General features: G+C 72.8%; 23 protein-coding genes and 1 pseudogene. 17 read left to right on the top strand and 7 right to left on the bottom strand.

Annotation, left to right across the window (positions count from 1 at the left end; all coding sequences use genetic code 11):
• Positions 1-26: 26 nt before the first annotated feature.
• Positions 27-713: an esterase/lipase family protein gene (locus OHS71_RS34665; RefSeq protein ID WP_328483256.1), complete on the top strand. Its 687-nt coding sequence runs from the start codon at positions 27-29 to the stop codon at positions 711-713.
• 95 nt (positions 714-808) lie between these two features.
• On the top strand, positions 809-1,495 hold the full coding sequence (locus OHS71_RS34660) for a class I SAM-dependent methyltransferase (protein WP_328483255.1): 687 nt from the start codon (positions 809-811) through the stop codon (positions 1,493-1,495).
• A gap of 4 nt (positions 1,496-1,499) precedes the next feature.
• Here OHS71_RS34660 and OHS71_RS34655 read toward each other — a convergent pair whose 3' ends face one another.
• Together OHS71_RS34655 and OHS71_RS34650 are read right to left on the bottom strand one after the other, a co-directional pair.
• Entirely contained in the window at positions 1,500-1,874 is a 375-nt protein-coding gene (locus tag OHS71_RS34655; protein ID WP_328483254.1) for a fic family toxin-antitoxin system, toxin component, read from the bottom strand.
• 4 nt (positions 1,875-1,878) lie between these two features.
• Entirely contained in the window at positions 1,879-2,121 is a 243-nt protein-coding gene (locus OHS71_RS34650) for a toxin-antitoxin system HicB family antitoxin (protein ID WP_328483253.1), read from the bottom strand.
• 147 nt (positions 2,122-2,268) lie between these two features.
• On the opposite strand from OHS71_RS34650, the gene OHS71_RS34645 reads away from it, so the two are divergent.
• The 8 genes from OHS71_RS34645 to mug all read left to right on the top strand — a co-directional run bounded on the left by OHS71_RS34645 (position 2,269) and on the right by mug (position 11,776).
• Positions 2,269-3,177, top strand: a complete 909-nt coding sequence (locus tag OHS71_RS34645) for an ABC transporter ATP-binding protein (protein WP_328483252.1) — start codon at positions 2,269-2,271, stop codon at positions 3,175-3,177.
• 4 nt (positions 3,178-3,181) lie between these two features.
• Entirely contained in the window at positions 3,182-5,749 is a 2,568-nt protein-coding gene (locus tag OHS71_RS34640) for an ABC transporter permease (RefSeq protein ID WP_328483251.1), read from the top strand.
• An 88-nt stretch (positions 5,750-5,837) separates the two neighbouring features.
• Positions 5,838-6,263, top strand: coding sequence for a GNAT family N-acetyltransferase (locus OHS71_RS34635; RefSeq protein ID WP_328483250.1), 426 nt, complete (start codon positions 5,838-5,840; stop codon positions 6,261-6,263).
• 205 nt (positions 6,264-6,468) lie between these two features.
• Positions 6,469-7,809, top strand: coding sequence for a hemolysin family protein (locus tag OHS71_RS34630; protein ID WP_328483249.1), 1,341 nt, complete (start codon positions 6,469-6,471; stop codon positions 7,807-7,809).
• Positions 7,806-8,843 carry a hemolysin family protein gene (locus tag OHS71_RS34625; RefSeq protein WP_328483248.1) on the top strand — a complete coding sequence of 346 codons (1,038 nt, stop codon included), beginning with the start codon at positions 7,806-7,808 and terminating at the stop codon, positions 8,841-8,843. Before OHS71_RS34630 ends, OHS71_RS34625 begins: the two co-directional genes overlap by 4 nt.
• A 65-nt stretch (positions 8,844-8,908) precedes the next feature.
• A complete protein-coding gene (locus OHS71_RS34620) occupies positions 8,909-9,718 on the top strand; it encodes an SGNH/GDSL hydrolase family protein (protein WP_328483247.1) in 810 nt (269 codons plus the stop codon).
• A gap of 73 nt (positions 9,719-9,791) precedes the next feature.
• The gene (purB, locus tag OHS71_RS34615; RefSeq protein ID WP_328483246.1) at positions 9,792-11,234 is read left to right on the top strand and encodes an adenylosuccinate lyase; all 1,443 of its coding nucleotides are present in this window, start codon (positions 9,792-9,794) and stop codon (positions 11,232-11,234) included.
• Positions 11,231-11,776 (top strand): G/U mismatch-specific DNA glycosylase, encoded by a 546-nt coding sequence (mug, locus tag OHS71_RS34610; protein ID WP_328484743.1) that lies wholly within the window; start codon positions 11,231-11,233, stop codon positions 11,774-11,776. The genes purB and mug overlap by 4 nt, the downstream gene beginning before the upstream one ends.
• Positions 11,777-11,841: 65 nt before the next feature.
• Here mug and OHS71_RS34605 read toward each other — a convergent pair whose 3' ends face one another.
• A complete protein-coding gene (locus OHS71_RS34605; RefSeq protein ID WP_328483245.1) occupies positions 11,842-12,213 on the bottom strand; it encodes a hypothetical protein in 372 nt (123 codons plus the stop codon).
• Positions 12,214-12,641: 428 nt separating this feature from the next.
• Here OHS71_RS34605 and OHS71_RS34600 point away from each other — a divergent pair, with 428 nt between their 5' ends.
• Positions 12,642-13,799 (top strand): ROK family transcriptional regulator, encoded by a 1,158-nt coding sequence (locus OHS71_RS34600; protein ID WP_328483244.1) that lies wholly within the window; start codon positions 12,642-12,644, stop codon positions 13,797-13,799.
• A gap of 128 nt (positions 13,800-13,927) precedes the next feature.
• Here the strand turns inward: OHS71_RS34600 and OHS71_RS34595 are convergent, their stop codons facing one another.
• Positions 13,928-14,689, bottom strand: a complete 762-nt coding sequence (locus tag OHS71_RS34595; RefSeq protein WP_328483243.1) for a GntR family transcriptional regulator — start codon at positions 14,687-14,689, stop codon at positions 13,928-13,930.
• Between the two features lie 328 nt (positions 14,690-15,017).
• On the opposite strand from OHS71_RS34595, the gene OHS71_RS34590 reads away from it, so the two are divergent.
• On the top strand, positions 15,018-15,848 hold the full coding sequence (locus OHS71_RS34590; RefSeq protein WP_328483242.1) for an alpha/beta fold hydrolase: 831 nt from the start codon (positions 15,018-15,020) through the stop codon (positions 15,846-15,848).
• A gap of 45 nt (positions 15,849-15,893) precedes the next feature.
• Here OHS71_RS34590 and OHS71_RS34585 read toward each other — a convergent pair.
• Positions 15,894-16,730 (bottom strand): annotated as a pseudogene (locus OHS71_RS34585) (EamA family transporter); the annotation flags it as partial.
• A gap of 47 nt (positions 16,731-16,777) precedes the next feature.
• Between OHS71_RS34585 and pdxR the strand changes: the two are divergent.
• The 3 genes from pdxR to OHS71_RS34570 all read left to right on the top strand — a co-directional run bounded on the left by pdxR (position 16,778) and on the right by OHS71_RS34570 (position 21,562).
• Positions 16,778-18,214 carry a MocR-like pyridoxine biosynthesis transcription factor PdxR gene (gene pdxR, locus OHS71_RS34580; RefSeq protein ID WP_328483241.1) on the top strand — a complete coding sequence of 479 codons (1,437 nt, stop codon included), beginning with the start codon at positions 16,778-16,780 and terminating at the stop codon, positions 18,212-18,214.
• 128 nt (positions 18,215-18,342) lie between these two features.
• Positions 18,343-19,929: an alkaline phosphatase D family protein gene (locus tag OHS71_RS34575; RefSeq protein ID WP_328483240.1), complete on the top strand. Its 1,587-nt coding sequence runs from the start codon at positions 18,343-18,345 to the stop codon at positions 19,927-19,929.
• Between the two features lie 205 nt (positions 19,930-20,134).
• Positions 20,135-21,562, top strand: coding sequence for a GNAT family N-acetyltransferase (locus OHS71_RS34570; RefSeq protein ID WP_328483239.1), 1,428 nt, complete (start codon positions 20,135-20,137; stop codon positions 21,560-21,562).
• A gap of 494 nt (positions 21,563-22,056) precedes the next feature.
• Here OHS71_RS34570 and OHS71_RS34565 read toward each other — a convergent pair whose 3' ends face one another.
• Positions 22,057-23,334, bottom strand: coding sequence for a trans-sulfuration enzyme family protein (locus tag OHS71_RS34565; RefSeq protein WP_328483238.1), 1,278 nt, complete (start codon positions 23,332-23,334; stop codon positions 22,057-22,059).
• A gap of 60 nt (positions 23,335-23,394) precedes the next feature.
• On the opposite strand from OHS71_RS34565, the gene OHS71_RS34560 reads away from it, so the two are divergent.
• Positions 23,395-23,886 carry an Lrp/AsnC family transcriptional regulator gene (locus OHS71_RS34560; protein ID WP_328483237.1) on the top strand — a complete coding sequence of 164 codons (492 nt, stop codon included), beginning with the start codon at positions 23,395-23,397 and terminating at the stop codon, positions 23,884-23,886.
• Positions 23,887-23,919: 33 nt separating this feature from the next.
• Entirely contained in the window at positions 23,920-25,611 is a 1,692-nt protein-coding gene (locus tag OHS71_RS34555) for a DUF885 domain-containing protein (protein WP_328483236.1), read from the top strand.
• 137 nt (positions 25,612-25,748) lie between these two features.
• Here OHS71_RS34555 and OHS71_RS34550 read toward each other — a convergent pair whose 3' ends face one another.
• Complete coding sequence (locus OHS71_RS34550; RefSeq protein WP_328483235.1) at positions 25,749-26,282, bottom strand: rhodanese-like domain-containing protein; 534 nt, start codon at positions 26,280-26,282, stop codon at positions 25,749-25,751.
• Between the last annotated feature and the right edge of the window lie 42 nt (positions 26,283-26,324).

The following is a 26,324-nucleotide window of genomic DNA, read 5'->3' as shown; positions in this document are numbered from 1 at the left end:
CAACCCCACACGTTTCAGGAGGCATCATGCAGCGCCCCAAGCGTCGCATCGCCGCGGCTCTCTCGGCCGTGGTCTCATCGCTCCTTCTGTCACTGTCCTTCTCCGCCCCCACCGCCCACGCCGCGACCCACGACCCGATCGTCTTCGTGCACGGCATCAGCAGTTCCTCCAGCAGCTGGGACGACTGGGTCGCGGACTTCAAGGCCGACGGCTACACGGCCGCCGAGCTGGACGCCTGGTCGTACAGCTGGTCCCAGTCGAACGCCACCACCGCCTCCCAGCTGGCCACCGAGATCAAGAAAGTGCTGGCGAGGACCGGCGCGGCCAAGGTCGACGTCGTCATCCACTCCATGGGCGCGCTCAGCTCCCGCTACTACCTCAAGAACCTCGGCGGGACCGCGTACGTGGACGACTTCGTCTCGGTCGCGGGCACCAACCACGGGACGTCGGTCGCCTCGTGGTGCAGCTGGCTCTACACCTCGTGCGCCGAGATGGTCACGGGCAGTTCGTACGTCACCGCGCTCAACTCCGGTGACGAGACCCCGGGCAGCGTCAGCTACGCGACCTACTGGTCGAACTGCGACGCGGCCATCGACCCGGACTCCTCGGCGCTGCTGAGCGGGGCCACGAACGTCGGCGTCGGGTGCATCTCGCACGACGCCATGAACAACGACCACGGCGTATACGAAAAGGTGCGCGACTTCGTCCGGTGAGGGGCGCGGTGACCCCGCGCGAACGCGGCAGCGGGGGTGCGACGGGCCTGTCCGGGGAAGAATCCCGACAGGCCCGTCCTGCCCGGGAGGCTGCCATGCCGCTACGGTCCACCGGTTCCCCACAGGCGCCCGGTGATCAGGTCCACCATCCGCTGTTCGCCCGCTGCTACGCCCGGCTCGCAACGGCCGCGGAGACAGAAGCGGGCCTGGCCGGGGTGCGCGACCGGCTGCTCGCCGGGCTCTCCGGCCGGGTCGTCGAGGTCGGGGCGGGCAACGGGCTGAACTTCGCGCACTACCCCGGAGCCGTCTCGGAGGTCGTCGCGATCGAACCGGAGCGCGGACTGCGCCGGCCGGCCCTGGAAGCGGCCGTGCGCGCCGACGTGCCCGTCGACGTGGTGCCGGGGACCGCCGAGGCGTTGCCCGTCAAGAGCGAGGCCTTCGACGCGGCGGTGGTCTCGCTGGTGCTGTGCAGCGTGCGGGACCTGCCGCGCGCCCTCGCCGAGCTGCGGCGGGTGCTGCGGCCCGGCGGCGAGGTGCGGTTCCTCGAGCACGGGCCCGGCGGCGGCCGGGCGATGCGGCTCACCCAGCGCGCCCTGGACCGGACGGTGTGGCCGCACCTGGCCGGCGGCTGCCGGCTCACCCGCGACGCGGTCGGCGCGCTCCGGGACGCCGGGTTCGAGCTGGGCCCGTACCGGCGGATGACGCTGCCGGAGAAGGGGCCGCGGCTGCCGTTCTCCTACTGCGTGACCGGGGCCGCCTGGCGGCCCGCAGCACCGGAGTGAGGGTTCACGCACTCCACTGGCGCAGTTCCTGCGCGATGTCGGCCACCGACGCCTCCCCGTTCTTGACCAGGCGGGCCAGATCGCGGACCTGTTCGGGCGAGGTCGCCACCTTCAGCCCGCTGGCGACGAGATAGGCGTAGGCGACGGCGCAGGCGAACAGGGCGTTGGAGCGCTCCAGTGCGGGGACGTGGATGAGGAGCTGGAGCAGCGCGGCGGCGCGGGCCGGCGCGTCGTCGTAGACGGGGACGTCGAATATCTCGGCCTGGTGCCGCGCCACGGCCGCGACCAGCGCCCCCCAGTCGGTGACCTGGGGGTCTCCAGGAGTGTTCTGTTCGGCGAGCATGAGAAGCCAGGCGAGGTCGATGCGCAGTTCGCTCAAGGGATCAGCGGCGACCTTCGCGCGTGCCGCCCTCGCGTTCGGCGCCGAACTCCTCGACGAAGACCGCCTCGTACTGCTTCATGAAGTCGCTGGCGGCCTCGACGAACGTGTGGCCGACCTCGCCCGCGTCCTGTCTGACCAGCTCCTCTATGTAGCGGTTGACGCTCATGCCGCGGGCGGTGGCCCGCTCGCGGGCGGCCCGGGCCGTGCCCTCGTCGACGCGTACGTTCAGCTGGGTCTTCGCCATACCTAGACGCTAGCGCCAGAATGCTAGCAACGGCAAGGGCGCTCGGGTTCGAAAAGCGATACCTGGTGTGCGCCGGGTCACACTACGCTCGGGCCGGCAGGAACACCGGCATTCAGTCGGCACGTCCGTACGAGCGAGGAGGCAGCCTTGTCCACACCTGCTGCGGAGCACGCCCCCGGCCTGGCCCCGGCCGGCGGGATCGCGGCCCGCGCCCGCGGTCTGACCAAGGCGTACGGCTCGGGCGAGACCGCGGTGCTCGCCCTGGACTCGGTGGACGTGGACATCGCGCGCGGCCGCTTCACCGCCGTCATGGGCCCGTCCGGCTCCGGGAAGTCGACCCTGATGCACTGTCTGGCGGGCCTCGACACGGTCTCGGCCGGTCAGGTGTGGCTCGGCGACACCGAGATCACCGGCCTGAAGGATCGGGAGCTCACCCGGCTGCGACGGGACCGGATCGGGTTCATGTTCCAGTCGTTCAACCTCATCCCGACGCTCAACGCCGCCGAGAACATCACCCTGCCCATGGACATCGCGGGGCAGAAGCCCGACCGGGAGTGGCTGGACCAGGTGATCGACACACTGGGCCTGCGCGACCGGCTGAAGCACCGGCCGTCGCAGCTGTCCGGCGGCCAGCAGCAGCGGGTCGCCTGCGCCCGGGCGCTCGCCTCCCGCCCCGAGCTGATCTTCGCCGACGAACCGACCGGCAACCTGGACTCGCGCGCCGGGCTGGAGGTCCTCGCGTTCCTGCGGGAGGCCGTCGACGATCTGGGGCAGACCGTCGTCATGGTCACCCATGACCCGGGCGCCGCAGCCCACTCCGACCTGGTGCTCTTCCTGGCGGACGGACGGATCGTGGACGAGATGGAGCAGCCGACGGCCGAGGAGGTGCTGGAGCGCATGAAGCGTTTCGACGTGCTCCGCGCCCAGGTCGACGGCGGGAGCGGCGAAGACGGCGGGAGCGGCGGGAGCGGCGACGACACGGTCGTTCCCGCCGTCGGCGCCGATGCCGGCGACGTCCGCGGCGCCGACGCCGACTCCGACGCCGAGGAGAAGTGATCCGGTGCTGAAGGCGACACTGCGGAGTTTCCTCGCGCACAAGGGCCGGCTGCTGCTGTCCGCGCTCGCCGTCGTCCTGTCGGTGGCGTTCGTCGCGGGCAGCCTGATCTTCTCCGACACCGTGACGCGGACCTTCGACCGGCTCTTCGCGTCGACGTCGCCGGATGTGACGGTGCAGCCCAAGGACGACCTGAAGTCGTCCGTGCCGACCGGCGCGGTGCAGACCGTGCCGGCCTCCCTGGCCGCGCAGGTGGCCCGGGTCGACGGCGTCGCGTCCACCCACGCGGACGTGAGCGTGGAGAACATCACCGTCGTCGACGCCGACAACAAGTCCGTCGGGCCGACCACCGGCGCGCCCACCATCGCCACCGACTGGTTCGTCACTGACCGCAGCCCGGTGAAACTGACCTCCGGGCACGCGCCGCAGGGCGCCGCCGAGGCCATGCTCGACGCCGACACGGCCGACAAGAAGCACGTCGGGATCGGCGACACACTCACGGTGATGGCCCAGCCGGGCACGTTCAAGGTCAAGATCGTCGGTATCGCCACCTTCACCACCACGAACCCCGGCGCGGCCCTCGTCTACCTCGACCCCCGCACCGCCGGCACCCAGCTCCTCGGGGCGGCGGACAAGGCCACGAGCATCTCCGTCGACGCCGCGCAGGGGGTCGACGACGCGGTGCTCGAACAGCGCGTCGTCGCCGCGATCGGTACCGGGACGTACGAGGTGAAGACCGCCGAGGAGCAGGCGAAGTCGTCGTCGGAGTCCCTGGGCGGGTTCCTCGACGTGATCAAGTACGTGATGCTCGGATTCGCCGGGATCGCCGTCCTCGTCGGCGTGTTCCTGATCGTCAACACGTTCTCGATGCTGATCGCCCAGCGCACCCGTGAGCTGGGCCTGCTGCGCGCCCTGGGCGCCGACCGCCGTCAGGTACGCCGCTCGGTGCTCACCGAGGCGGTGCTGCTCGGTCTGGTGGGCTCCACGCTCGGCCTCGCCGCCGGAATCGGTCTGGCCGCCGGGCTGATCAAGCTCATGAGCGCGTTCGGCATGAATCTGAACGCCGCGGAGATGGTCGTCGGCTGGGCGACGCCTGTGTCGGCGTACGTCGTCGGCGTGGGCGTCACCTTCGTGGCGGCCTACCTCCCGGCCCGGCGCGCCGCGACCGTGTCGCCGATGGCGGCCCTCGCCGACGCCGACATCGCCGGAGTGGGCCGTCCGCTCAAGGTGCGCGCGGTGGTGGGCGCGGTCGTCGGTGTCCTGGGCGTGGCCGCGCTCGTCGGCTGTGCGAGCTCGTCGAAGACGGCGTCCGCGGCCTCCCTGCTGGGCCTCGGCGTCGTCCTCACCCTGGTCGCCACCGTCATCGCGGGGCCGCTGCTCGTCCGCCCGGTGATCCGCGTCCTCGGCGGCGCCTTCCCGGCGCTGTTCGGCTCGGTCGGCCGGATGAGCCAGCGCAACGCCCTGCGCAATCCGCGCCGTACGGGCGCCACGGCGGCCGCGTTGATGGTGGGCCTCGCCCTGGTCGGCGGGATGTCGGTGGCGAGCGCCTCGATGTCCAAGTCGTTCGACCAGCAGATCGACAAGACGCTGGGCGCCGACTTCGTCGTCCAGAACGCCAACTTCACGCCGTTCTCCGCGGAGGTGACCGCCGCGGTGCGCGACACCGAGGGGGTCGGCCTGGTCGTACGGCAGAGGTTCGCGCCCGTCGCCGTGCGGCTGCCCGACGGCAAGCGCGTCGAGACGACCGCCAGCGGTTACGACGACCAGGTCGACGAGGTCGCCCATGTCACGTACGCCGAGGGCGGCACCGCGGCCGCGCTGGCCGACGGCGCCATCGGGATGGACGTCGACTTCGCCCGGGAACACGGCGTGCGGCTGGGCAGTGTGCTGCCGGTGCAGTTCCCCGGCGGCCGGACCACGTCCCTGAAGGTGGGCGCGCTCACCGACCAGGAGGGCGGCGACGGGTTCGGCATGCAGGGCGGGCTGTTCCTCGGGATCGCCACGGTCGAGAAGTACGTGCCCGAGGGGCAGGACTCCGCGCTGTACGTGAACGCGGCCTCCGGCACGACCGGCGACGGGCTGCGGCCCCGCCTGGAGAAGACGCTCGACGCGTATCCGCAGGTCCAGGCCCGTGACCAGGCCGACTACAAGAAGCTGGTGCACGACCAGATCGCCGTCCTGCTGTACCTGGTGTACGCGCTGCTGGGGCTCGCGATCGTGATCGCGGTGCTCGGTGTCGTCAACACCCTGGCGCTGTCGGTGGTGGAGCGGACCCGGGAGATCGGGCTGCTGCGTGCCATCGGGCTGGCCCGGCGGCAGTTGCGCCGGATGATCCGGCTGGAGTCGGTCGTGATCGCGGTGTTCGGCGCGGTGCTGGGGCTGGCGCTCGGGCTGGTGTGGGGCGTGTGCATACAGCAGGTGCTGTCGTTGCAGGGCATGAAGGCCTTCGCTGTCCCGTGGGGCACGATCGTCGCCGTCGTGGTGGGCTCGGCGGTCGTCGGTGTGGTGGCCGCGCTGCTGCCCGCGCTGCGCGCTTCCCGGATGAACGTGCTGGCCGCGATCGCGCACGAGTGACGCGGCCCCTGCGGGCCCGGGTCACGCGGGCGGTCCGCATGCTGAAAATCGCGTTCCGGCCGCAACCACGCGTGGTGGGATCGGCCCCATGAGTGATCTGCGGACACGGGCCGGCGGCCCCGAGGACCTGGACAGGGTGCTGGCCTTCTGGAAGACCTCGGCCGAGGGCACGAGCATCAGCGACGACAGGAGCGGGGTGGAGCGCCTGGTCGCCCGCGACCCGGAGGCGCTGATCCTGGCCGAGCAGGGCGGTGAGCTGGTCGGGACGGTCATCGCCGGGTTCGACGGCTGGCGGTGCCACCTGTACCGGCTGGCGGTGCATCCGGAGCACCGCCGCCGGGGTATCGGGTCGGCGCTGCTGGCCGCCGCGGAGGAGCGGTTCGTGCGGCTGGGCGGGCGCCGGGGCGACGCGATGGTGCTCACCCGGAACGAAACTGCGCATCATGCCTGGCGCGCGGCGGGGTACGCGCCCGAGGAGAAGTGGCGGCGCTGGGTGAAGCCGCTCAGCGACTGACCGCGGCCCTTCGGGGGGCCACCCGGCCCCTTTTGCCGATCCTTTACCATTGGGGGACCGTGCGGAGCCTCCGCGCGGTCCCCTGATGACTTCATGAAAGGTGTGAGCGTCCGCCCATGGGCGAGCCTCCCAGTACGACCGAGCCCCGCACGCGACATCGCGCGCCCCTGTCCGCCCTGTCCGACCATGGGACGGAGGTGACCCGATGACCGAAGTCCTGCTGCTCGTGGTGGCGATCCTGCTGTCGCTCGCCTGCGGCGCGTTCGTGGCCGCCGAGTTCTCGCTGACCACGGTCGAGCGCAGCGAACTGGAGCGGGCGGTGGAGCGCGGCGAGCGCGGCGCTTCCGGAGCGCTCAAGGCCGTACGGAACCTCACTTTCCAGCTCTCCGGCGCCCAGCTCGGCATCACGGTCACCAACCTGGTGGTCGGCATGCTCTCCGAGCCGTCGATCGCCAAACTGATCGCCGGGCCGCTGGAGTCGCTCGGCCTGTCGCAGTCCGCGTCGAGTTCCGTGGCGCTCGTGCTCGGTACGGCCCTGTCGACCGTGTTCCTGATGGTCGTCGGCGAACTCGTGCCCAAGAACTGGGCGATCTCCTCCCCGCTGGCGGTCGCCAAGCGCGTGGGCAACGCGCAGCGCTGGTTCAGCGCCGCCTTCCGGCCCTTCATCACCCATCTCAACAACACCGCGAACCGCATCGTGCGCCGCCTCGGCGTGGAGCCCACCGAGGAACTCGCCGCCGCGCGCGGCCCCCAGGAACTCGCGGCCCTGGCCCGGCACTCCGCGAAGGAGGGCGCCCTGGAGGCGGACACCGCGGAGCTGTTCGTGCGCACGCTGAACCTGGCCGATCTGACCGCGGAGAACGTGATGACCCCGCGCGTCCAGGTCATCGCCCTCGAGGCGGCGGCGACCTGTGAGGACGTGGCGAACGCCACCCGGGCGACCGGCCTGTCCCGGTTCCCGGTGTACCGCGGCAGCCTCGACTCGGTCGTGGGCACCGCGCACATCAAGGACGTCCTGGCGATCCCGGCCGAGCGCCGCGCGCGCGTGCCCGTCTCCGAGCTGATGCGCGAGCCGCTGCTCGTACCCGAGTCGCTGACCGTGGACCGGCTGCTGGACCGGCTGTCCGGGAAGCGGACGATGGCCGTGGTCATCGACGAGTACGGCGGCACGGCGGGCGTGGCCACGCTGGAGGACATCGTCGAGGAGGTCGTGGGCGAGGTCCGCGACGAACACGACCCGCACGAGACCTCCGAGCTGGCCGCCGCGGGCACGGACGACGAGGGCCGCGCCCTCTACTCGGCCGACGGCGCCGCCCGCACCGACCAGCTCGCGCGCGTGGGACTGCACGTCCCCGAGGGGCCGTACGAGACGCTCGCCGGGCTGGTCGCCGCCGAACTGGGCCGGATACCGGCCGTCGGCGACACCGTGGAGGTGGCCGGCTGGCGCATGGACGTGGTGGACGCCTCGGGCCGACGGGCCGCGCGGGTGCTGCTGCACGCGCCGCTCGCCGTGTCCGAGGGCTCTGGACAGGAGGCCGGAAAGTGATCGCCATCCAGTTGCTGATCGCACTGGCGACCCTCGTCGTGAACGCGTTCTTCGTCGGCGCCGAATTCGCGCTGATCTCCGTACGCCGCTCACAGATCGAGCAGTATCTCGAGGACGGCGACGGCGCGAAGGGGGCACAGGGCGAGCGGCGCGCCAGGAGCGTGCTGTGGGGCCTCCAGCACGTGTCCGCGCTGATGGCGGCCGCACAGCTCGGCATCACGCTGTGCACCCTGGTCCTCGGCGTGGTCGCCGAACCGGCCATCGCCCACCTCCTGGAGCCGGTGTTCCACGCGGTGGGCGTGCCGGAGGGCGCGGGACACGCGGTGTCCTTCGTGATCGCGCTGGCACTGGCGACGTATCTGCACATGCTGCTCGGCGAGATGGTGCCGAAGAACATCGCTCTCGCGGAGCCGGTGCGCAGCGCGCTGCTGCTGGGGCCGCCGCTGGTCGCGCTGGCGCGTGCGCTGCGTCCGGTGATCTTCGCGATCAACGCCTTCGCGAACGGCCTGCTGAGGCTGCTGCGGATCGAGACCAAGGACGAGGTCGCCGCGGCGTTCTCGGACGCCCAGCTCGCCCAGATCGTCAAGGACGCGAGTGAGGCGGGTCTCATCGACGACCGCGCCCTGGAGCGGCTGCACGACGCCCTGGAACTGGGCCGCCGACCGGTGCGGGACGTCGTCCTGCCGCTGGAGCGGGTCGTCTACGCGCGCGTGGGCGTCACGCCGGAGGAACTGGAGCGGCTGGCGGCGGAGTCCGGGTTCTCCCGGTTCCCCGTGGTGGACGAGGGACGGCGGATCGTCGGCTACCTGCATGTGAAGGACGCGCTGGACGCGTCGCCGCGGGACAAGCCGTTCCGGTCGTCGGACATGCGGCCCATCGCACGCGTGCGGGAGGCGACACCGCTGGACGACGTCCTCACCGCGATGCGGGGCAGCCGCACGCATCTGGCGGCCGTGCTCGGCTCGGACGGGAAGCTCTCCGGCCTGGTGACCATGGAGGACGTGTTGCAGGAGCTGTTCGGCCAGCGGGCGTGAGGGGGCGCACGGACCGGAGGTGACCGACCACTGGGTATGGGACTCGGGCTACCATCTGTGTCGCCATGCAGACGAATCCCACACACACCAGCCTGGTCGCCCTCGGCGACTCCTTCACCGAGGGCATGTCGGACCTGCTGCCCGACGGTTCCTACCGGGGCTGGGCGGACCTCCTCGCCGCGCGGATGGCCGCCCGCAGCCCCGGCTTCCGGTACGCGAACCTCGCCGTGCGCGGCAAGCTGATCGGACAGATCGTCCAGGAGCAGGTCCCGGTGGCCGCCGCGATGGGCGCCGACGTGATCACCCTGGTCGGCGGCCTCAACGACACGCTGCGCCCCAAGTGCGACATGGGCCGCGTGAAGGGCCTGCTCACCGAGGCCGTGGAGCGCCTCACACCGGCCTGCAAGGAGCTGGTGCTGATGCGCAGCCCGGGCCGGCAGGGGCCGGTCCTCGACCGGTTCCGGCCGCGTATGGAGGAGCTGTTCGTGCACGTCGAGGAACTGGCGGAGCGGCACGGCGCACTCGTCGTCGACCTGTACGGCGCCGCCTCGCTGAGCGACCCGCGCATGTGGGACGTGGACCGGCTGCACCTGACGGCGGAGGGCCACCGCCGGGTCGCCGAGGCGGTCTGGCAGACCCTCGGACACGACCCCGAGGACACTGCCTGGCACACGCCGATGCCGACGACGCTGCCGCCGGGCTGGGCCGCCCGGCGCGTCGCGGACGCGCGATTCGCCCGGCAGTACCTCATCCCCTGGATAGGCCGCCGGCTGACCGGCAGGTCCTCGGGGGACGGCCTGCCGCCGAAGCGGCCCGACCTGCTGCCCTACGAGGGCCCGCTCCAGCGGGTGCTGCGCCGGAGTGACGCCGGGTGACGTCCGTCTCGTAGGTTCCGCCGAACGGGACCGGGTCGCTGGCCTGCACGAACCGCCAGTAGAATCCGTCCACGTGACTTCCGCTCCCGCCAAGCCCCGTATCCCCAACGTCCTCGCCGGACGCTACGCCTCCGCCGAGCTCGCCACGCTCTGGTCGCCCGAGCACAAGGTGAAGCTGGAGCGTCAGCTCTGGCTCGCCGTGCTGCGGGCGCAGAAGGACCTCGGGATCGAGGTGCCGGACGCGGCGATCGCCGACTACGAGCGTGTCCTCGACACCGTCGACCTGGCCTCCATCGCCGAACGCGAGAAGGTCACCCGGCACGATGTGAAGGCCCGGATCGAGGAGTTCAACGACCTCGCCGGCCATGAGCAGGTGCACAAAGGCATGACCTCCCGCGATCTGACGGAGAACGTCGAGCAGCTCCAGATCCGTCTCTCGCTGGAGCTCGTCCGCGACCGCACGGTGGCCGTGCTGGCACGTCTGGGCAAGCTGGCCGGCGAGTACGGCGAGCTGGTCCTGGCCGGGCGCTCGCACAACGTGGCCGCGCAGGCCACCACCCTGGGCAAGCGGTTCGCGACCGCCGCCGACGAGCTGCTCGTCGCCTACGGCCGGGTCGAGGAACTGCTCGCGCGCTACCCGCTGCGCGGCATCAAGGGCCCGGTCGGCACCGCGCAGGACATGCTCGACCTGCTCGGGGGCGACGCCGCGAAGCTCTCCGAGCTGGAGGACCGGATCGCCGGTCACCTGGGCTTCTCGCAGGCGTTCACCTCCGTCGGCCAGGTCTACCCGCGCTCGCTGGACTACGAGGTCGTCACCGCGCTGGTGCAGCTGGCGGCGGCACCGTCGTCGATGGCGAAGACGATCCGGCTGATGGCCGGGCACGAGCTGGTCACCGAGGGCTTCAAGCCTGGCCAGGTGGGCTCCTCGGCGATGCCGCACAAGATGAACACCCGTTCCTGCGAGCGCGTCAACGGCCTGATGGTCATCCTGCGCGGGTACGCGTCGATGACCGGCGAGCTGGCGGGCGACCAGTGGAACGAGGGCGACGTGTCCTGCTCGGTGGTACGCCGGGTCGCGCTGCCGGACGCCTTCTTCGCGCTCGACGGTCTGCTGGAGACGTTCCTCACGGTGCTCGACGAGTTCGGCGCCTTCCCGGCGGTCGTCGCCCGGGAGCTGGACCGCTACCTGCCGTTCCTCGCCACCACCAAGGTGCTGATGGGCGCGGTGCGCGCGGGCGTGGGCCGTGAGGTCGCGCACGAGGCGATCAAGGAGAACGCCGTCGCCTCGGCGCTGGCGATGCGCGAGCGGGGCGCCGAGCGCAACGAGCTGCTGGACAAGCTCGCCGCCGACGAGCGGCTCCCGCTCGACCGGGCGCAGCTGGACGCGCTGATGGCCGACAAGCTGTCGTTCACGGGCGCCGCGGCGGCCCAGGTGTCGACGGTCGTCGGCCGGATCGAGGAGATCGTGAAGCAGCGTCCCGAGGCCGCCGGTTACACCCCCGGAGCGATCCTCTGACGCGCTTCACCCAGGCGGAGCTGGAGGCCGCTCGCGACCGTCTCGTACCGGACGTCGTCGCGGGCGGCCTGCGTGTGCTGTTCTGCGGCATCAACCCGGGACTGATGACGGCGGCGAGCGGCCACCACTTCGCCCGCCCCGGCAACCGCTTCTGGCCGGTGCTGCACCTGTCCGGCTTCACACCGAGGCTGCTGAGACCGGCGGAGCAGCAGGAGCTGCTGTCCTACGGACTCGGCATCACCAACGTGGTGGCGAGGGCGACCGCCAGGGCCGACGAGCTCACGGCGCGGGAGTACCGGGACGGCGGGCGGCTGCTGGCGGAGAAGGTCACTCGGCTGAAGCCCCGCTGGCTGGCGGTGGTGGGTGTGACCGCCTACCGGGCGGCCTTCGACGACCGCAAGGCGGCGGTGGGCCCGCAGGAACGCCTCATCGGGGACACCCGTGTGTGGGTGCTGCCCAATCCCAGTGGCCTGAACGCGCATTGGACCGCGGCCACGATGGCTCAGGAGTTCGCGCGGCTGCGGGTGGCCGCCGAGGAGTGAGGTCCGAGGGCTGAGGTCCGAGGGGTCGGTGCCGGGTCGTCAGGGCGGATCGTCAGGGCGGGTCGTCAGGGCGGGTCGGTGTCGGTGACGACCAGGAGCAGCTGTATCTCGTCCCACGGGTCGAGGTCGGCGACGCCCAGGGCCACCCAGCGGCCGGGCTCCTCCGTCCGCCAGAGGTACACGTCAGCCACCCGCAGGCTCAGCTCGGCCCACGGCTCGGGTATCTCCTCGGTCCCGGTCCGCAGCCGGACCGTCTGTAGGCCGACGTGGTGCGGGTCCCCCCATCTTCCGGTCAGCTGCCCGGCGAGGTCCTCCTTCCGCGCGTGGAAGCGCTCCAGCTCCGCGAGACGCGCGGCGGCGTCCGCGACCGCCAGGCCATGACTGGTCACCAAGGCCGTCATACGGTGACCCGGCCCGAGGTACCTGTCGATGTCCATGACCTCCAGTAAACCCGCCGCCACCGACAATTGGCGGACCGTCAGCCCGCTGACCCCTCAGGGACCCTCCGCCGCACGCTCCAGGACCCCGCCGCGACCGCCCCTGCCCTCCACCGGGCCGCCACCGCGAGCCCGGTCCGGGGCCCGGCGTGGCTGTCACCCCTGCCGGGAGCGACTCGGCGGCTCGGTGGGCCGCCGCCTGATCGCGGGGCGGCGGACGGACATGGCCGGGCCGCCTGCCGACGCGGTGCCGCGGAAGCCCGGGGCAGCAACCGTGCCGCGGGCGGCGATCACCGCGCGAGCCTCACGATGCGTCGACCGCGGTGATCGCGCTTCGGAAAGATATCGGTACGGATTCCTCACTCGCCCGGCTCCGTCCCGCCGAGTACGATCCGGCCATCACGCGCACGAGCTGGAAGGACGGGTCGTTGGGGCGGCTGACCGGCGGGGATCCCTCGCTGCTGCGAAGGATCAATTCCGCGGTGGTGCTGCACGCGCTGCGTGCCGCGGACTGCGCGACGCTCACGGAGATCACCCGTGTGACGGGCCTGTCCCGGCCGACCGTCGAGGGGGTCGTCGAGGATCTCATCGGGGCGGGGCTGGTCGTCGAGAAGGCGGCCGACGAGAGCGTGGCCCGGCGGCAGGGGCGGCCCGCGCGCCGGTTCCGGTTCCGGGCGGAGGCCGGGCATCTGCTGGGGCTGGAGATCGGCTCGCACCGGGTGGCCGCGTTGCTGGCCGACCTGGACGGCCGGGTGCTGGGCGCGCAGGCCAAGGAGGTCGACGAGGCGGCGCCGGCGGACGAGCGGCTGGAGCGGCTGCGTACCGCGGTCGCCGAGCTGCTGCGCCGGGCCGGCGTCCCGCGCAGCTCGCTGCGGGCCGTGGGCGTCGCCACGCCGGGCATCGTGGAGGCGGACGGGACGGTGCGGCTGGGCACCGCGCTGCCCGAGTGGACGGGGCTGCGGCTGGGCGAGCGGCTGAGTCGTTCCTTCAAATGTCCGGTGCTGGTGGAGAACGACGCCAACGCGGCGGCCGTGGCCGAGCACTGGAAGGGGTCGGCCACCGAGTCCGACGACGTCGTCTTCGTGCTGGCCGGGCTGAGCCCGGGTGCCGGCTCGCTGATCGGGGGGCGGCTGCACCGGGGGTACGGCGGGGCGGCCGGGGAGATCGGCGCGTTGCACCTGCTGGGCCGTGAGGTGACGCCCGAGACGCTGCTGTCCATGACGGACGAGCCGCTGCATCCGCTGGACGAGCAGGCGGTCGCGGAGGTGTTCGCGCAGGCCCGCGAGGGGGACGAGGAGGCCAGGGCGGCGGTGGACCGGTTCATCCAGCGGCTCGTGCACGACGTGGCCGCGCTGGTCCTGGCGCTCGATCCCGAGCTGGTGGTGGTCGGCGGCTGGGCGGCCGGTCTGGACGGTGTGCTGGAGCCGCTGCGCCGCGAGTTGGCGCGCTACTGTCTGCGGCCGCCGAAGGTGGCCCTGTCGCTGCTCGGTGAGGCGGCGGTGGCGACGGGTGCGCTGCGGCTCGCCCTCGATCACGTCGAGGAGCAGCTGTTCGCGGTCGAGGGAACGGTGACGGCGCGGCGCTGACCGACTGTCACCGGTGCGACGCGCCGCGCCCCGGTGGGGTTCCGGGGCGCGGTGGGGGCGTCCGCCCGGCGGCGGGTTGCAGGCGGTTCAGGGAGCCTGCCGTGTCCGGCGCGGGGCGGAGGGGGTGTTCAGGACGTCTGTCGCTCCGGTCCGTGGTGTATTTCCACGCCCCCTGACGCGCCGAACGTCAGCCGGCAGGTGTCCGCGCGGTAGGTCGCGACGGAGAGTGCCGCGGTGCGTCCCCCGGCGAAGAAGCGGGTGGTGACGACGAGGACGGGCGCGCCGGGAAGCCGGTCGAGTTCCCGGGCGTCGTCCGCGCGGGCCGAGCCCAGCTCGACGGCGCTGTCCTGGCCCTGGAGCTCCAGCCGCTGGAGTTCGCGCAGTACCGCACGCGCGCGTGCCGCTTCGGTGGGCGCGTCGATCGCGGTGAGATCGGGCACCGACGTCACGGGGACGTAGAGCAGCTCGGCGGCGACGGGCTGGCCGTGTGAGACCCGCGAGCGGCGCACGACGTGGACGGACCGGTCGCGCGCGGTCTCCAGGGCGGTGGCGACGACGGCGGGCGGGACGGCGAGCGCGCAGTCGACGGCCTGCCAGGCGTCGTCGCCCGTGCCGGGCCAGGCCTGCTGCCCGGTGCCGACGGCGACTCCCATCCGCGGCGGGGCGACGGTGGTGCCGACGCCGCGGCGGCGCTGGAGACGGCCCTCGAGTTCGAGCTGCTCCAGTGCCTGGCGCAGCGTGGCGCGGGCGACGCCGAAGCGGGCCGCCAGGTCACGCTCGTTGGGGAGGATCTCGCCGACGGTGAATTCCGAGTCGAGTGCCTCACTGAGCACGGTCTTGAGATGCCAGTACTTCGGTTCCGGTACCGATTCCAGTTGCGTGGTCCCCACCCTGTCCTCCGCAATCGCCGTGGTCCGGCGGCAATTTTTCGCGCCCTTGTTTATTAAAGGTTGTTGTACTTCTCTGCGACCATAGGACGGCCCCCACCCTTGGTCAAGACCAATCCTCGATCCCTCGGCGGGGCTTGGGGCTCCGGGTCGGGAAGCGTTCACGGGGCGTTCGTACGGGCGCGTTCTCGTGACAGTGCGGCAAAGCCCCGGCCACACGACTCGGGGACCCGACACCGGCCCGAGGGGCTACCCGTCGGTAGCTTTTGCTGACAAGCTGTCTACGGCGTCCGCCGGCCGGTCCACGGCCCGTCCAGTCGAGGAGCTCCCCATGTCCGCCACCGTCTCCTTCACGGTCCCCTCCCCCAGCGGCCCGCTGCCGGTCACCGTCTCCTACGCGCGCGTGGGCAAGGGCGAGCCGCTGCTCCTGCTGCACGGCATCGGACACCACCGGCAGGCCTGGGACCCGGTGGTGGACATCCTTGCCACCGAGCGCGAGGTGATCGCCGTGGACCTGCCCGGATTCGGCGCCTCCCCGCCGCTGCCGGACGGACTGGCCTACGACCTGCCCACCACCGCCGCGGTGTTCGGCGCCTTCTGCGAGGCGCTGGAACTCGACCGGCCGCACGTCGCGGGCAACTCCCTCGGCGGTCTGCTCGCCCTGGAACTCGGCCGTGAGAAACTCGTACGGTCCGTCACCGCACTGTCCCCGGCCGGGTTCTGGTCGCAGGCCGAACGGCGCTACGCCTTCGGCATCCTCATGACCATGCGCCAGATCTCGCGCCGGATGCCTCTGCCCCTCGTCGAGCGGATGGCCGGCACGGTGGCCGGCCGTACGGCCCTCACCAGCACCATCTACGCCCGCCCGAGCCGGCGTTCACCCGAGGCCGTGGTCGCCGAGACACTGGCCCTGGCCCGGGCCACCGGATTCGACCAGACCCTGCGGGCCGGCACCACCGTCCGGTTCACCGACGACGTCCCCGGCATCCCGGTCACGCTCGGCTGGGGCACCCGCGACTGGCTGCTCGTACGCCGCCAGGGAGTCCGCGCCAAGCGGGTCATCCCCGCCGCGCGCCTGGTGCGACTGCCCGGCTGCGGTCACTGCCCGATGAGCGACGACCCGGCGCTCGTCGCGCGGGTGCTTCTCGACGGCAGCCGCTGAGCCCCGGCGGGCACGCCTCACCGCACCGGCCCCCAGGGCGACCCCACCCCCGACGAGAGCGCTTCCGACGGCCTGGGCGGGGCCGTAGGCGCCCGTTCCGACGAGGGGCGCGGTGCAGGCGGCCGCCACCGGGATGAGCCCGGAGAAGATCGTGGCGCGCTCCGCGCCGATCCGCTGCACGCCCATGTACCAGCACACGAAGCCGACGACGGTGACGACGGCCGCCTGGCACAGCAGCGCGGCGGCCTCGGCGCCGTCCGGCCTGCGCAGCCACGCGCCGCCGTCGAGCAGCAGACCGGTCACCGCGGCCTCCGCCGCGGCGATCCCGCACACCGCGGCGGACAGCAGCCGGGGCCCCAGCAGCCGCAGGACGGGCACGGCCAGGACGGCGAACCCGACCTCGCCGGCCAGGGCGCAGACCGAGCAGGCGAGCCCCGCGCCGTCCGTGCGGCCCCACCCCTGCACCGTGAACGCGCCGACGGCGACCAGCGACGCCCCCGCGAGCACCGACCGGCGGGGCCGCCGTCCCTCCAGGAGCGGGACGAGGACGCCGACGACGACGGGCGCGCAGCCCACCAGCACGCCGGGCACGGCCGGTTCCGCCGAGCGTTCGGCGGCCAGCACGGCCATGTTGAAGCCGACCGTCCCGACGGCCGCGAGCAGCGCCAGGCGCAGCCACAGCCGCGGGGTGAGCGCCCGCAGCCGGGCCCCCGCCCCCGCGCCCACCACGGGCGCCAGCAGCAGACAGGCGAGGCCGTAGCGCAGGGCCTGACCGCCCGCGTACGGGTAGGCGCCGAGCACGCTGTTGGCGGTGAACGACCCTCCGACGAGGAGACAGGCGAGTGCGGCGAGCAGGGACCCGCGCAGGGTGGTGACGTTCATGGAAGCGACGGTAGGAAGGGCGGCGGCCCCGGTTAAGGTCCACTTCCATGACGTCATCGGGGACCAATTCCGGCCGGGCGCCCGGACCGGCGGCCTGGGAGGTGCTGATGCCGGCCGTCTCGGCCCCGCCGCGCGCGCGTGGCCGCGCGTTGCAGACCGCGCTGCGGGACGCCGTCCGTTCGGGGCGCCTCGCGCAGGGCACCCGGCTCCCGTCGAGCCGCGACCTCGCCGCCGACCTCGGGGTGTCCCGCGGCCTGGTCACCGAGGCGTACGAGCAGTTGACGGCCGAGGGCTATCTGCGCAGCGGCCGCGGCGCGGGGACCTGGGTGAGCGACGCCGTCCGGGCGGCCCGGCCACACGCGCGGGACCTCGCTCCGCGTACCCCGGGCGCGCGGGCCGACTTCGTGCCGGGCACTCCGGACCTGTCGCTGTTCCCGCGCGCCGCCTGGGCCGCCGCACAGCGCAGCGTGCTCGCCGGACTGCCCCACCACGAGCTCGGCTATCCCGACCCGCGCGGGCTGCCCGGACTGCGCACCGCGCTCGCCGGACTTCTCGCCCGTCGCCGGGGCGTGGTCGCGGATCCGGAGCGTGTCGTGGTCGTGTCCGGGGTGGCCCAGGCGACGGCGCTGCTCGGTCTCGCGCTGCACGCGCGCGGTATGGACACGGTCGGCGTCGAGGACCCCGGGAGCCCCCGGCACGGCGCCCTGTACGCGGCGGCGGGCGTCACCGCCGTTCCCCTGGCGCTGGACGACGAGGGGCTCGCCATGGACGCCCTCGGGTCGTCCGGGGTCCGGGCCGTGGTGACGACGCCCGCGCACCAGTTCCCCACCGGCATCGCGTACTCGGCGCGACGGCGCGCGGAACTGCTCGACTGGGCGCGGTCCGTGGACGGTTTCGTGGTCGAGGACGACTACGACGGCGACTTCCGCTACGACCGTGCCCCCGTCGGCGCGCTCCAGGGCCTGGACCCGGAGCGCGTGGCCTACACCGGATCGGTCAGCAAGTCGCTCGCGCCGGGACTGCGGCTCGGCTGGCTGCTGGTCCCCGAGGCGCTGGCCGCTGAGGTCGTCGAGCGCAAGCGGACCATGGACCTCGGTCATCCCGCCCTCGACCAGGCGCTGTTCGCCCGGTTCGTGGAGCACGGCGACTACGACCGCCAGCTGCGCCGCTGCCAGCGGGCCTACCGTGAGCGCCGGGACGCCCTCGTGGACGCGCTCCGGGAGCACTTCCCCGGGGCGCGGGTGTCCGGGATCGCGGCGGGGCTGCACGTCATCGCCGAGCTCCCCCCGCGGTACGGGCCGCAGGAGCGGTTCCTCGCCAGGGCGGCCGCGGCGGGCGTCGAGGTGCGCGCGCTGGCGGACTACACACACGCGCGTGCCGTGCGGGACGGGACCGTACGTCTCGTCCTCGGCTACGCGCACGTGCCTCCCGAGCGGGTGCGGGACGGCGTACGCCTGATGGCGGAGGCCGTCGCCACCCGGTGACCGGGGCCGGCGCGCCGGATCCCGCACGGGCGCGGGCAGTTGTTCACTTGCGGTTTCCGTGTGCGCTGCGGCGCACCAGTAGTTGTGGCTGTGCACACCGGCCGGATCCCGCCCCTGGAGGCCCCTTCATGTCACCCACTCCGTTTCCCGGGCGCCGCAGCGTCCTGCGCGGCTCGCTCGCCGCGTCCGCGGCCCTGACCCTGCCCACCACCCTCGGCGCGGCCCCCGCCTTCGCACGGTCCGGGCGGCCCGGGGCGGGGTGGGGGGTGCAGACCGGGGACGTGACCGCCGACTCCGGTCTGGTGTGGGTGCGCTCGGACCGCCCGGCGCGGATGATCGTCGAGACGTCCGCCACTGAGTCCTTCCGCGGTGCCCGCCGGTGGCACGGCCCGCTGCTCGGCCCGGGTACGGACTTCACCGGCACCACCCGGCTGCACGGTCTGCCGGCCGGCGAGCAGATCCACTACCGCGTGCTGCTCGCCGACCCGGACGACCCGCGCCGTACCGGCGAGCCGGTGACCGGCACCTTCCGGACCGCCCCGCTCGGGCGCCGGCACGGGGTGCGCTTCCTGTGGTCGGGGGACCTCGCGGGCCAGGGCTGGGGCATCAACCCCGAGCTGGGCGGATACCGCATCTACGACGCGATGGCGAAGCTCGATCCCGACTTCTTCCTGTGCAGCGGCGACAACATCTACGCCGACGGGCCGATCGCGTCCACGCAGGCCCTGCCCGACGGCTCCCTGTGGCGCAACATCACCACCGAGGAGAAGGCCAAGGTCGCCGAGACCCTCGCCGAGTTCCGGGGCAACTTCCGCTACAACCTGCTCGACGACAACCTGCGCCGCTTCAACGCCCAGGTGCCGTCCGTCATCCAGTGGGACGATCACGAGGTCCGCAACAACTGGTACCCCGGCGAGGTGATCGCCGGCTCCGACACGCGGTACGCCGAGAAGAGCGTCGACGTCCTCGCGGCGCGCGCCCGGCGGGCGTTCAGCGAGTACTTCCCGATCTCCGGCCTGCGCCCGGGCGCCGAACAGGGCCGCGTCCACCGGGTCGTGCGCCACGGGCCGCTGCTGGACGTGTTCGTGCTGGACATGCGGACGTACCGCAACGCCAACTCGCCCGACGACCAGAGCGTGGACCCGCAGGGCATCCTGGGCGCCGAGCAGTTGAAGTGGCTCGAGCGGGAGCTGTCCCGGTCACGCGCGGTGTGGAAGGTGATCGCCGCGGACATGCCCCTCGGGCTGGTCGTGCCGGACGCCACGGAGGGCAGGGCGAACATCGAGGCCGTCGCGCAGGGCGACCCCGGGGCGCCACTGGGCCGTGAGCTCCAGATCGCCGAACTCCTGCGGTACATCAAGCATCGGCGGATCACCGGCACGGTGTGGCTGACGGCCGACGTCCACCACACCTCGGCGCAGCACTACCAGCCGTCGCGGGCCGCGTTCACCGACTTCGAGCCGTTCTGGGAGTTCGTCTCCGGTCCGCTCAACGCGGGCGCCTTCCCCGCCAGCGCGCTGGACGCCACGTTCGGTCCGGAGCGCGTGTTCGTGAAGGCTCCGACCGCCGCCAATGTCTCGCCCGCGGGCGGCTACCAGTTCTTCGGCGAGGTCGACATCGACGGCGGCAGCGGGGAGCTGACCGTGCGTCTGCGCGAGCAGGACGGGACCGTGCTGTTCACGAAGGTGCTCCAGCCCGGGCGCGTCGGGCAGTAGTCCGGTCTCCCGTACCTCGTCCCATACCTCGGTTGCGTACCCTCCGTCCCGTACCCTCGGTCCTGTGCCGCGCACCGGCGTCATCCCCCGGTGCGCGGCGTGGGCGTAGGTCGTAAAAGGCTCAACAAAACGGGCATTAAGAACCTTTACCCATCAGTCACACACCGTTCGTGATCACGCAACACCGTTCCTCCACAGTGGCTGCATGACTCGAGACATTCCTGATGTGACGCGCGCGAAGCGCGGACGCCCGGTGCACCACTGGCGGCGGGACGTGGTGGAACTCGCCGCACTGTTCACGGCCGTCGCGGTGGCCGACGGTGTGGCGAACCTGGTGGGGCACGGCCCCGACGGCCTGGTACTGCTGTCCGCCTCCGCCGCCCTGCTCGTCGCCACGGCCGGCTTCCACACGTGGTGGGCACGGCGCCACGGCCACGCGCCTCCCACGAGCGATACCGACGCCCGGCCGCACTCCGACGAGTCGCAGGCCGGGCCGTCCGAACTCCCCTCCGCGGTCGCCGCGGAGAGCGCCCTGTGGCGGATGCGGACGACGGTCAAGGACGCCCCGGGGTCACTGGCCGCGCTCTGCGCCGCGCTGGCCGGCCGGCGGGTGGACATCCTGAGCCTCCAGACCCACCCGCTGGGCGAGGACACCGTGGACGAGTTCCTGCTGCGCGCACCGGGCGCCCTGCCGGCGGCCGGGATCACCCGCGCCGTGGCCCTGGCGGGCGGCAGCCGCACCTGGATCGAGCGGGCCGACGCCCACGACCTGGTGGACGCGCCGACCCGGGTCCTCGGCCTGGCCACCCGTACCGCCCTCGACGCCGCCGAACTCCCCCTGGCCCTGCGCCAGCTACTGGGCCGCTGCACGATCCGTTCCCTGCCCGCCGCCTCATGGAGCGGTGGCAGGAGTCCGGAGAGCGTGCCCATGGAGGGCGTACTTGAGGACACCGTGATGCGCCTGCGGGCGCCGGAAGGCGGAGTGATCACGGTGGAGCGGCCGTACCTGCCGTTCACCCCGACCGAGTTCGCACGCGCGCGTGCGCTGGTGGAGCTGGACGCCCGGCTCGGCCCGAGGATCCCGCCCGGCCAGGACGTGCTGACGCTGCCCGAGGGCAACGCCATCACCGTGCGCCGGGCCGACACCGGTGACCTGGCGGCGGCGAAGGCCATGCACGAGCGGTGCTCCGCACGCACGCTCGGGATGCGCTACCACGGGCCCGTCGGCGACGCGGACCGCTATCTGAGGCACCTGCTCAGCCCCCGCTTCGGACGCACCCTCGCCGTGCAGACGCCGTCCGGACGCATCGTCGGCCTCGGCCATCTGCTGTGGGACGGCGACGAGACGGAGGTCGCACTGCTGATCGAGGACCAGTGGCAGCGGCGCGGCATCGGCGCCGAACTGCTCGGCCGGCTGGTGGCGATGGCCCTCGAGGCGCGCTGCGAGAGCGTCTACGCCGTCACGCAGGCCTCCAACACCGGCATGGTCGCCGCGATGCGCGGCCTCGACCTGCCGCTCGACTACCAGATCGAGGAGGGAACCCTGGTCATCACCGCCCGCCTGGAGGGCGTCGCCGCGGCCGGGTCCCGGATGACGTCCGAGCGCTACGACGAGCGCGTCACCCGCGACTGAGACACAGGACCACGGACCCGGAGCCTCGGACCCCGGCCCTCCGACCTCCGGGCCTGGGGCCTCGGGGCCTCGGGGCCTCGGGGTCCCGAGCCTCGGAGTCTCCGGGCTGTGGGCCACCGGGCCATGTGCTTCAGGACCTGCGGCCTCAAGGTCTCCGGACCGGGGGACATTGGACCTTGCACTTCAGGACCTGCGCCCCCAAGGTCTCCGGGCCGTGCGGACACCGGACCTTGCACTTCAGGACCTGCGACCTCAAAGTCTCCGGACCATGGACCACCAGACCTTGCACTTCAGGACCTGCGCCCCCAAGGTCTCCGGACCGTGGGACACCCAACTCCGGGCCTCCGGGCCTCCGGGCCTCCGGACTCCGGACTCCGGACTCCGAGCCGCGAACCGCGAGCCTCGAACGTGCGGGCCCGGCGGAGCCACTCCGCCGGGCCACGCACTTACGGTTCGCCGTCTCCGTTCGCCCTGCGCAGCTCACCGCACACGGTTCACCAGCGCAGGCGGTCCGCCGTACGCGGTTCGCCCACACGGTCCGCCGTCGCCGGTCGGACAGCGGCGGCCGGACGCTCGGACGCGGCGGTCGTGGGGCGCGCGCCGAGCGCTCCTCGCAGGTCGTCCCACAGGTCCTCGACGTCCTCCAGGCCGACCGAGAGCCGCAACAGACGATCGCTCACGCCCACGCCCCGGCGTTCGTGCGCGTCCACGATGCGATGGCTGATGGACGCCGGGTGCTGGATGAGGGTGTCGACGCTGCCGAGGCTGACGGCAGGGGTGATCAGGCCGACCGAGGCGATCACCTCGTGCGGGTCGCCGTACACCTCGAAGGCGATCATCGCGCCGCCGATCCGCGGATAGTGGACACGGGCGACACGCGGGTCGGCGGCCAGCCGCCGGGCCAGCTCCGCGGCGGTCGCGGAGGCGGCCCGCACCCGCACCGGCAGGGTCGACAGTCCCCGCAGCAGCAGATAGCCGGCCAGCGGATGCAGCACGCCACCGGTGGCGAAACGTATCTGCCGAAGCGTCCCGGCGAACTCCTCGTCGCAGGCGACCACACCCCCCAGCACATCCCCGTGCCCGCCCAGGTACTTGGTGGCGCTGTGCAGGACGAGCCGTGCGCCCTCCTCCACGGGCCGCTGGAGCACGGGCGTCGCGAAGGTGTTGTCGGCGAGCAGCGGGACCGAGCCGCAGGCGTGGGCGACAGCCCGCAGGTCGACCTCGGCGAGCGTCGGGTTGGCCGGCGACTCGACCATGACCAGACCCGTGTCCGGGCGCAGCGCGTCCGCGATCCCGGCGGGGTCGGTCCAGGTGACCTCGGAGCCGAGCAGCCCGGCGGTCAGGAGGTGGTCGCTGCACCCGTAGAGGGGACGGACGGCGACCACGTGCCGCAGTCCCGTCGAAGCGCGCGCGAGCAGCACCGCGCTCAGCGCCGCCATCCCGCTGGCGAACGCGACCGCGCTCTCGGCGCCTTCGAGGCGGGCGAGGGCGGTCTCGAAGCGGGCGACGGTCGGATTGCCCAGCCGGCCGTACACGGGCGGTCCCTCCGGCTCCGCGCCCGTGGCGGCGAACGCGTCGATGCGCGCCGCCTCGGCCCGGCTGTCGAAGGAGGGATAGGTGGTGGACAGGTCGATCGGCGGGGCGTGCAGGCCCTGCCGGGCCAGATCGTCCCGTCCCGCGTGCACGGCCTCGGTGGCCAGTGCGCGGGGCGCTCTCGACGCGGGTCGGCGTACGTCGTCGTACGCGTGCGTGCTCGATGGGGCTGAGTCCATGGACCGCAGGGTGAACAACGGACGGGTCGCTGTGTTCGAATACCGTGCTACGTTCGGCCGATGGCCGAATCCGTCGTACTGGACACGGTCGATCTCCAGCTGCTGCGGCTGCTGCAGAACGACGCCCGGACCACCTACCGGGATCTCGCGGCACAGGTCGGTGTCGCCCCCTCGACCTGCCTGGACCGGGTGACACGGTTGCGGCGCTCGGGCGTGATCCTCGGACATCAGCTGCGACTCGATCCGGCCAAACTGGGGCGTGGTCTTCAGGCGCTGTTGTCGGTGCAGGTCAGACCGCATCGGCGGGAGTTGGTGGGACCGTTCGTGGAGCGGATCCGGGCGATGCCGGAGGCGCTCTCGGTCTTCCACCTCACCGGGCCCGACGACTATCTGGTCCATGTCGCCGTCGCGGACATGGCGGATCTCCAGCGGCTGGTGCTCGACGAGTTCACGGCACGGCGGGAGGTGGCCCGGGTCGAGACCCGGCTGATATTCCAGCAGTGGGAGTGCGGGCCCCTGCTGCCGCCGACGACTTCGGGACAAACGACGTGACGTGCGCCACCGCCCCGTACGAGGATGGAGCGCATGTCACAGACCAACAGCCCGCTTCCCCGTGAGGTCGCCGACGCGTATGTCGACGACTTCATCGCCCTCGACCCGGTGACCGGTACCTACCTCGGCGTGCAGGAGAGTTCGAGCCGTCTGCCCGACTACTCGCCCGCCGGCCAGGACGCGCTCGCGCAGCTCGCGCGGGACACCCTGGCCGAGCTGGACGCGGCGGAACGCAGGCCCGGCGCGGAAAGTGACATCGAGCGCCGGTGCGCTCGCCTGCTGCGCGAGCGCCTGACCGCGGAACTCGCCGTGCACGACGCCGACGAGGGCCTGCGCGCCGTGGGCAACATGGCCACCCCTCCGCATCATGTGCGCGAGGTGTTCACCGTGACCCCCGCCGAGACCGACGCGGACTGGGCGGCGATCGCCGAGCGGCTGCGCGCGGTGCCGGCCGCCCTCGCCGGCTACCGGGAGTCACTGGCGCTCGGTCTGGAGCGCAAGCTGTACGCGGCTCCCCGGCCGACCGCCACCTTCGTCGGACAGCTCACCGAGTGGTCGGACACGAACGGCGAGGGGCGCGGCTGGTTCGAGGACTTCGCGGCCGGCGGGCCGGAGGCGCTGCGCGCGGAGCTGGACGAGGCCGCCCGTGGAGCGACAGCGGCCGTCGTGCAGCTGCGGGACTGGATGCGCGAGGTGTACGCGCCGACGATCGAGGGCGCGCCGAACACCATCGGCCGGGAGCGGTACGCCCGCTGCTCCCGCTACTTCAACGGCACCGACCTGGACCTCGACGAGGCGTACGCGTACGGCTGGGCGGAGTACCACCGGCTGCTCGGCGAGATGAAGCAGGAGGCCGAGAAGGTCCTGCCGGGCGCGGAGACGCCGTGGGTGGCGCTGGCCCACCTCGACGCGCACGGGACGCACATCGACGGCGTCGACGAGGTCCGCGACTGGCTTCAGGGCCTGATGGACCAGGCGATCGAGCAGCTCGACGGCACGCACTTCGAACTCGCCGAGCGGGTGCGGAGGGTGGAGTCGCACATCGCCCCGCCCGGCGGCGCCGCCGCCCCGTACTACACGCCGCCGACGGAGGACTTCTCGCGGCCGGGCCGCACCTGGCTGCCGACGATGGGGCAGACCCGCTTCCCCGTCTACGACCTCGTCTCCACCTGGTACCACGAGGGCGTCCCCGGTCATCACCTCCAGCTGGCGCAGTGGGCGCACGTCGCCGAGAACCTGTCGCGCTACCAGGCCTCCGTGGGATTCGTCAGCGCCAACTGCGAGGGCTGGGCGCTGTACGCGGAACGGCTGATGGACGAACTCGGCTTCCTCACGGACGCGGAGCAGCGGCTCGGCTATCTGGACGCGCAGATGATGCGGGCGGTCCGGGTCATCGTCGACATCGGCATGCACCTGGAGCTGGAGATCCCGGCGGACTCCCCCTTCCACCCGGGTGAGCGCTGGACGCCGGAGCTGGCCCAGGAGTTCTTCGGGGGGCACAGCAGCCGCCCCGCGGACTTCGTGGAGAGCGAGCTGACCCGCTATCTGACGATGCCCGGCCAGGCGATCGGCTACAAGCTCGGCGAGCGTGCCTGGCTGCTCGGCCGGGAGAAGGCCCGCGAGCGTCACGGAGACGCCTTCGACCTCAAGTCCTGGCACATGGCGGCCCTTTCGCAGGGCTCGCTGGGGCTGGACGACCTGGTGGACGAGCTGGCCCGGCTCTGAGGCGCGGTTTCGGGGCCGGGGCGTCGGACGTAGTCGCCGCCCCGGCCCTGCCGGTACGCACCTGGCGCCCGAGCGCCCCGCCCGGTGCGTACGGGTACGGCGCGCATGCACGGCCGGCGGCCCCGTGTCCCGGGCTGTCAGCAGCCGCAGTTCTCCGCGTCGACGGGCGCCGTGAGCGGATCGGCGTCGCGCCGCTCGTGGCCCTGCCAGGTGTCGTAGCCGAAGCCCTCGCGCACCCAGTACTCGAAGCCGCCGAGCATCTCCTTGACCCGGTAGCCGAGTTCGGCGAGCGCGAGGGCCGCGCGGGTGGCTCCGTTGCAGCCGGGACCCCAGCAGTAGGTGACGACCGGCACGTCCGGGTCGAGGAGCTGTGCTGCCTGCGTGGGGATGAGTGCGGTGGGCAGGTGGACGGCGCCCGGGACGTGGCCCTGGTCCCAGGAATCCGTGGACCGGGAGTCCAGGACGACGAAGCCGGGGTCGCCGCCGGCGGCGAGGGCCGCGGCCACGTCGGAGACGTCGGCGTACAGGGCGAGACTCGCCCGGAAGTGGGCGGCGGCCTCGGCCGGGGCGGCGGGGGCGACGCGCAGGACGGGGTTGACGGCGGTCGCGGGGCTCGAGGTGCTCTGGGGGCTCGAGGTGCTCTCGGGGATCCTGGTGGTCGCGGGGGTCATCGCGGGGCCTTTCCGTGGCGGGTTACGGTCGGCGGCCGCTGC

Source organism: Streptomyces sp. NBC_00377 (genome assembly GCF_036075115.1).
Taxonomy (GTDB): domain Bacteria; phylum Actinomycetota; class Actinomycetes; order Streptomycetales; family Streptomycetaceae; genus Streptomyces.
This window is presented reverse-complemented; position numbering and strand designations above follow the sequence as displayed.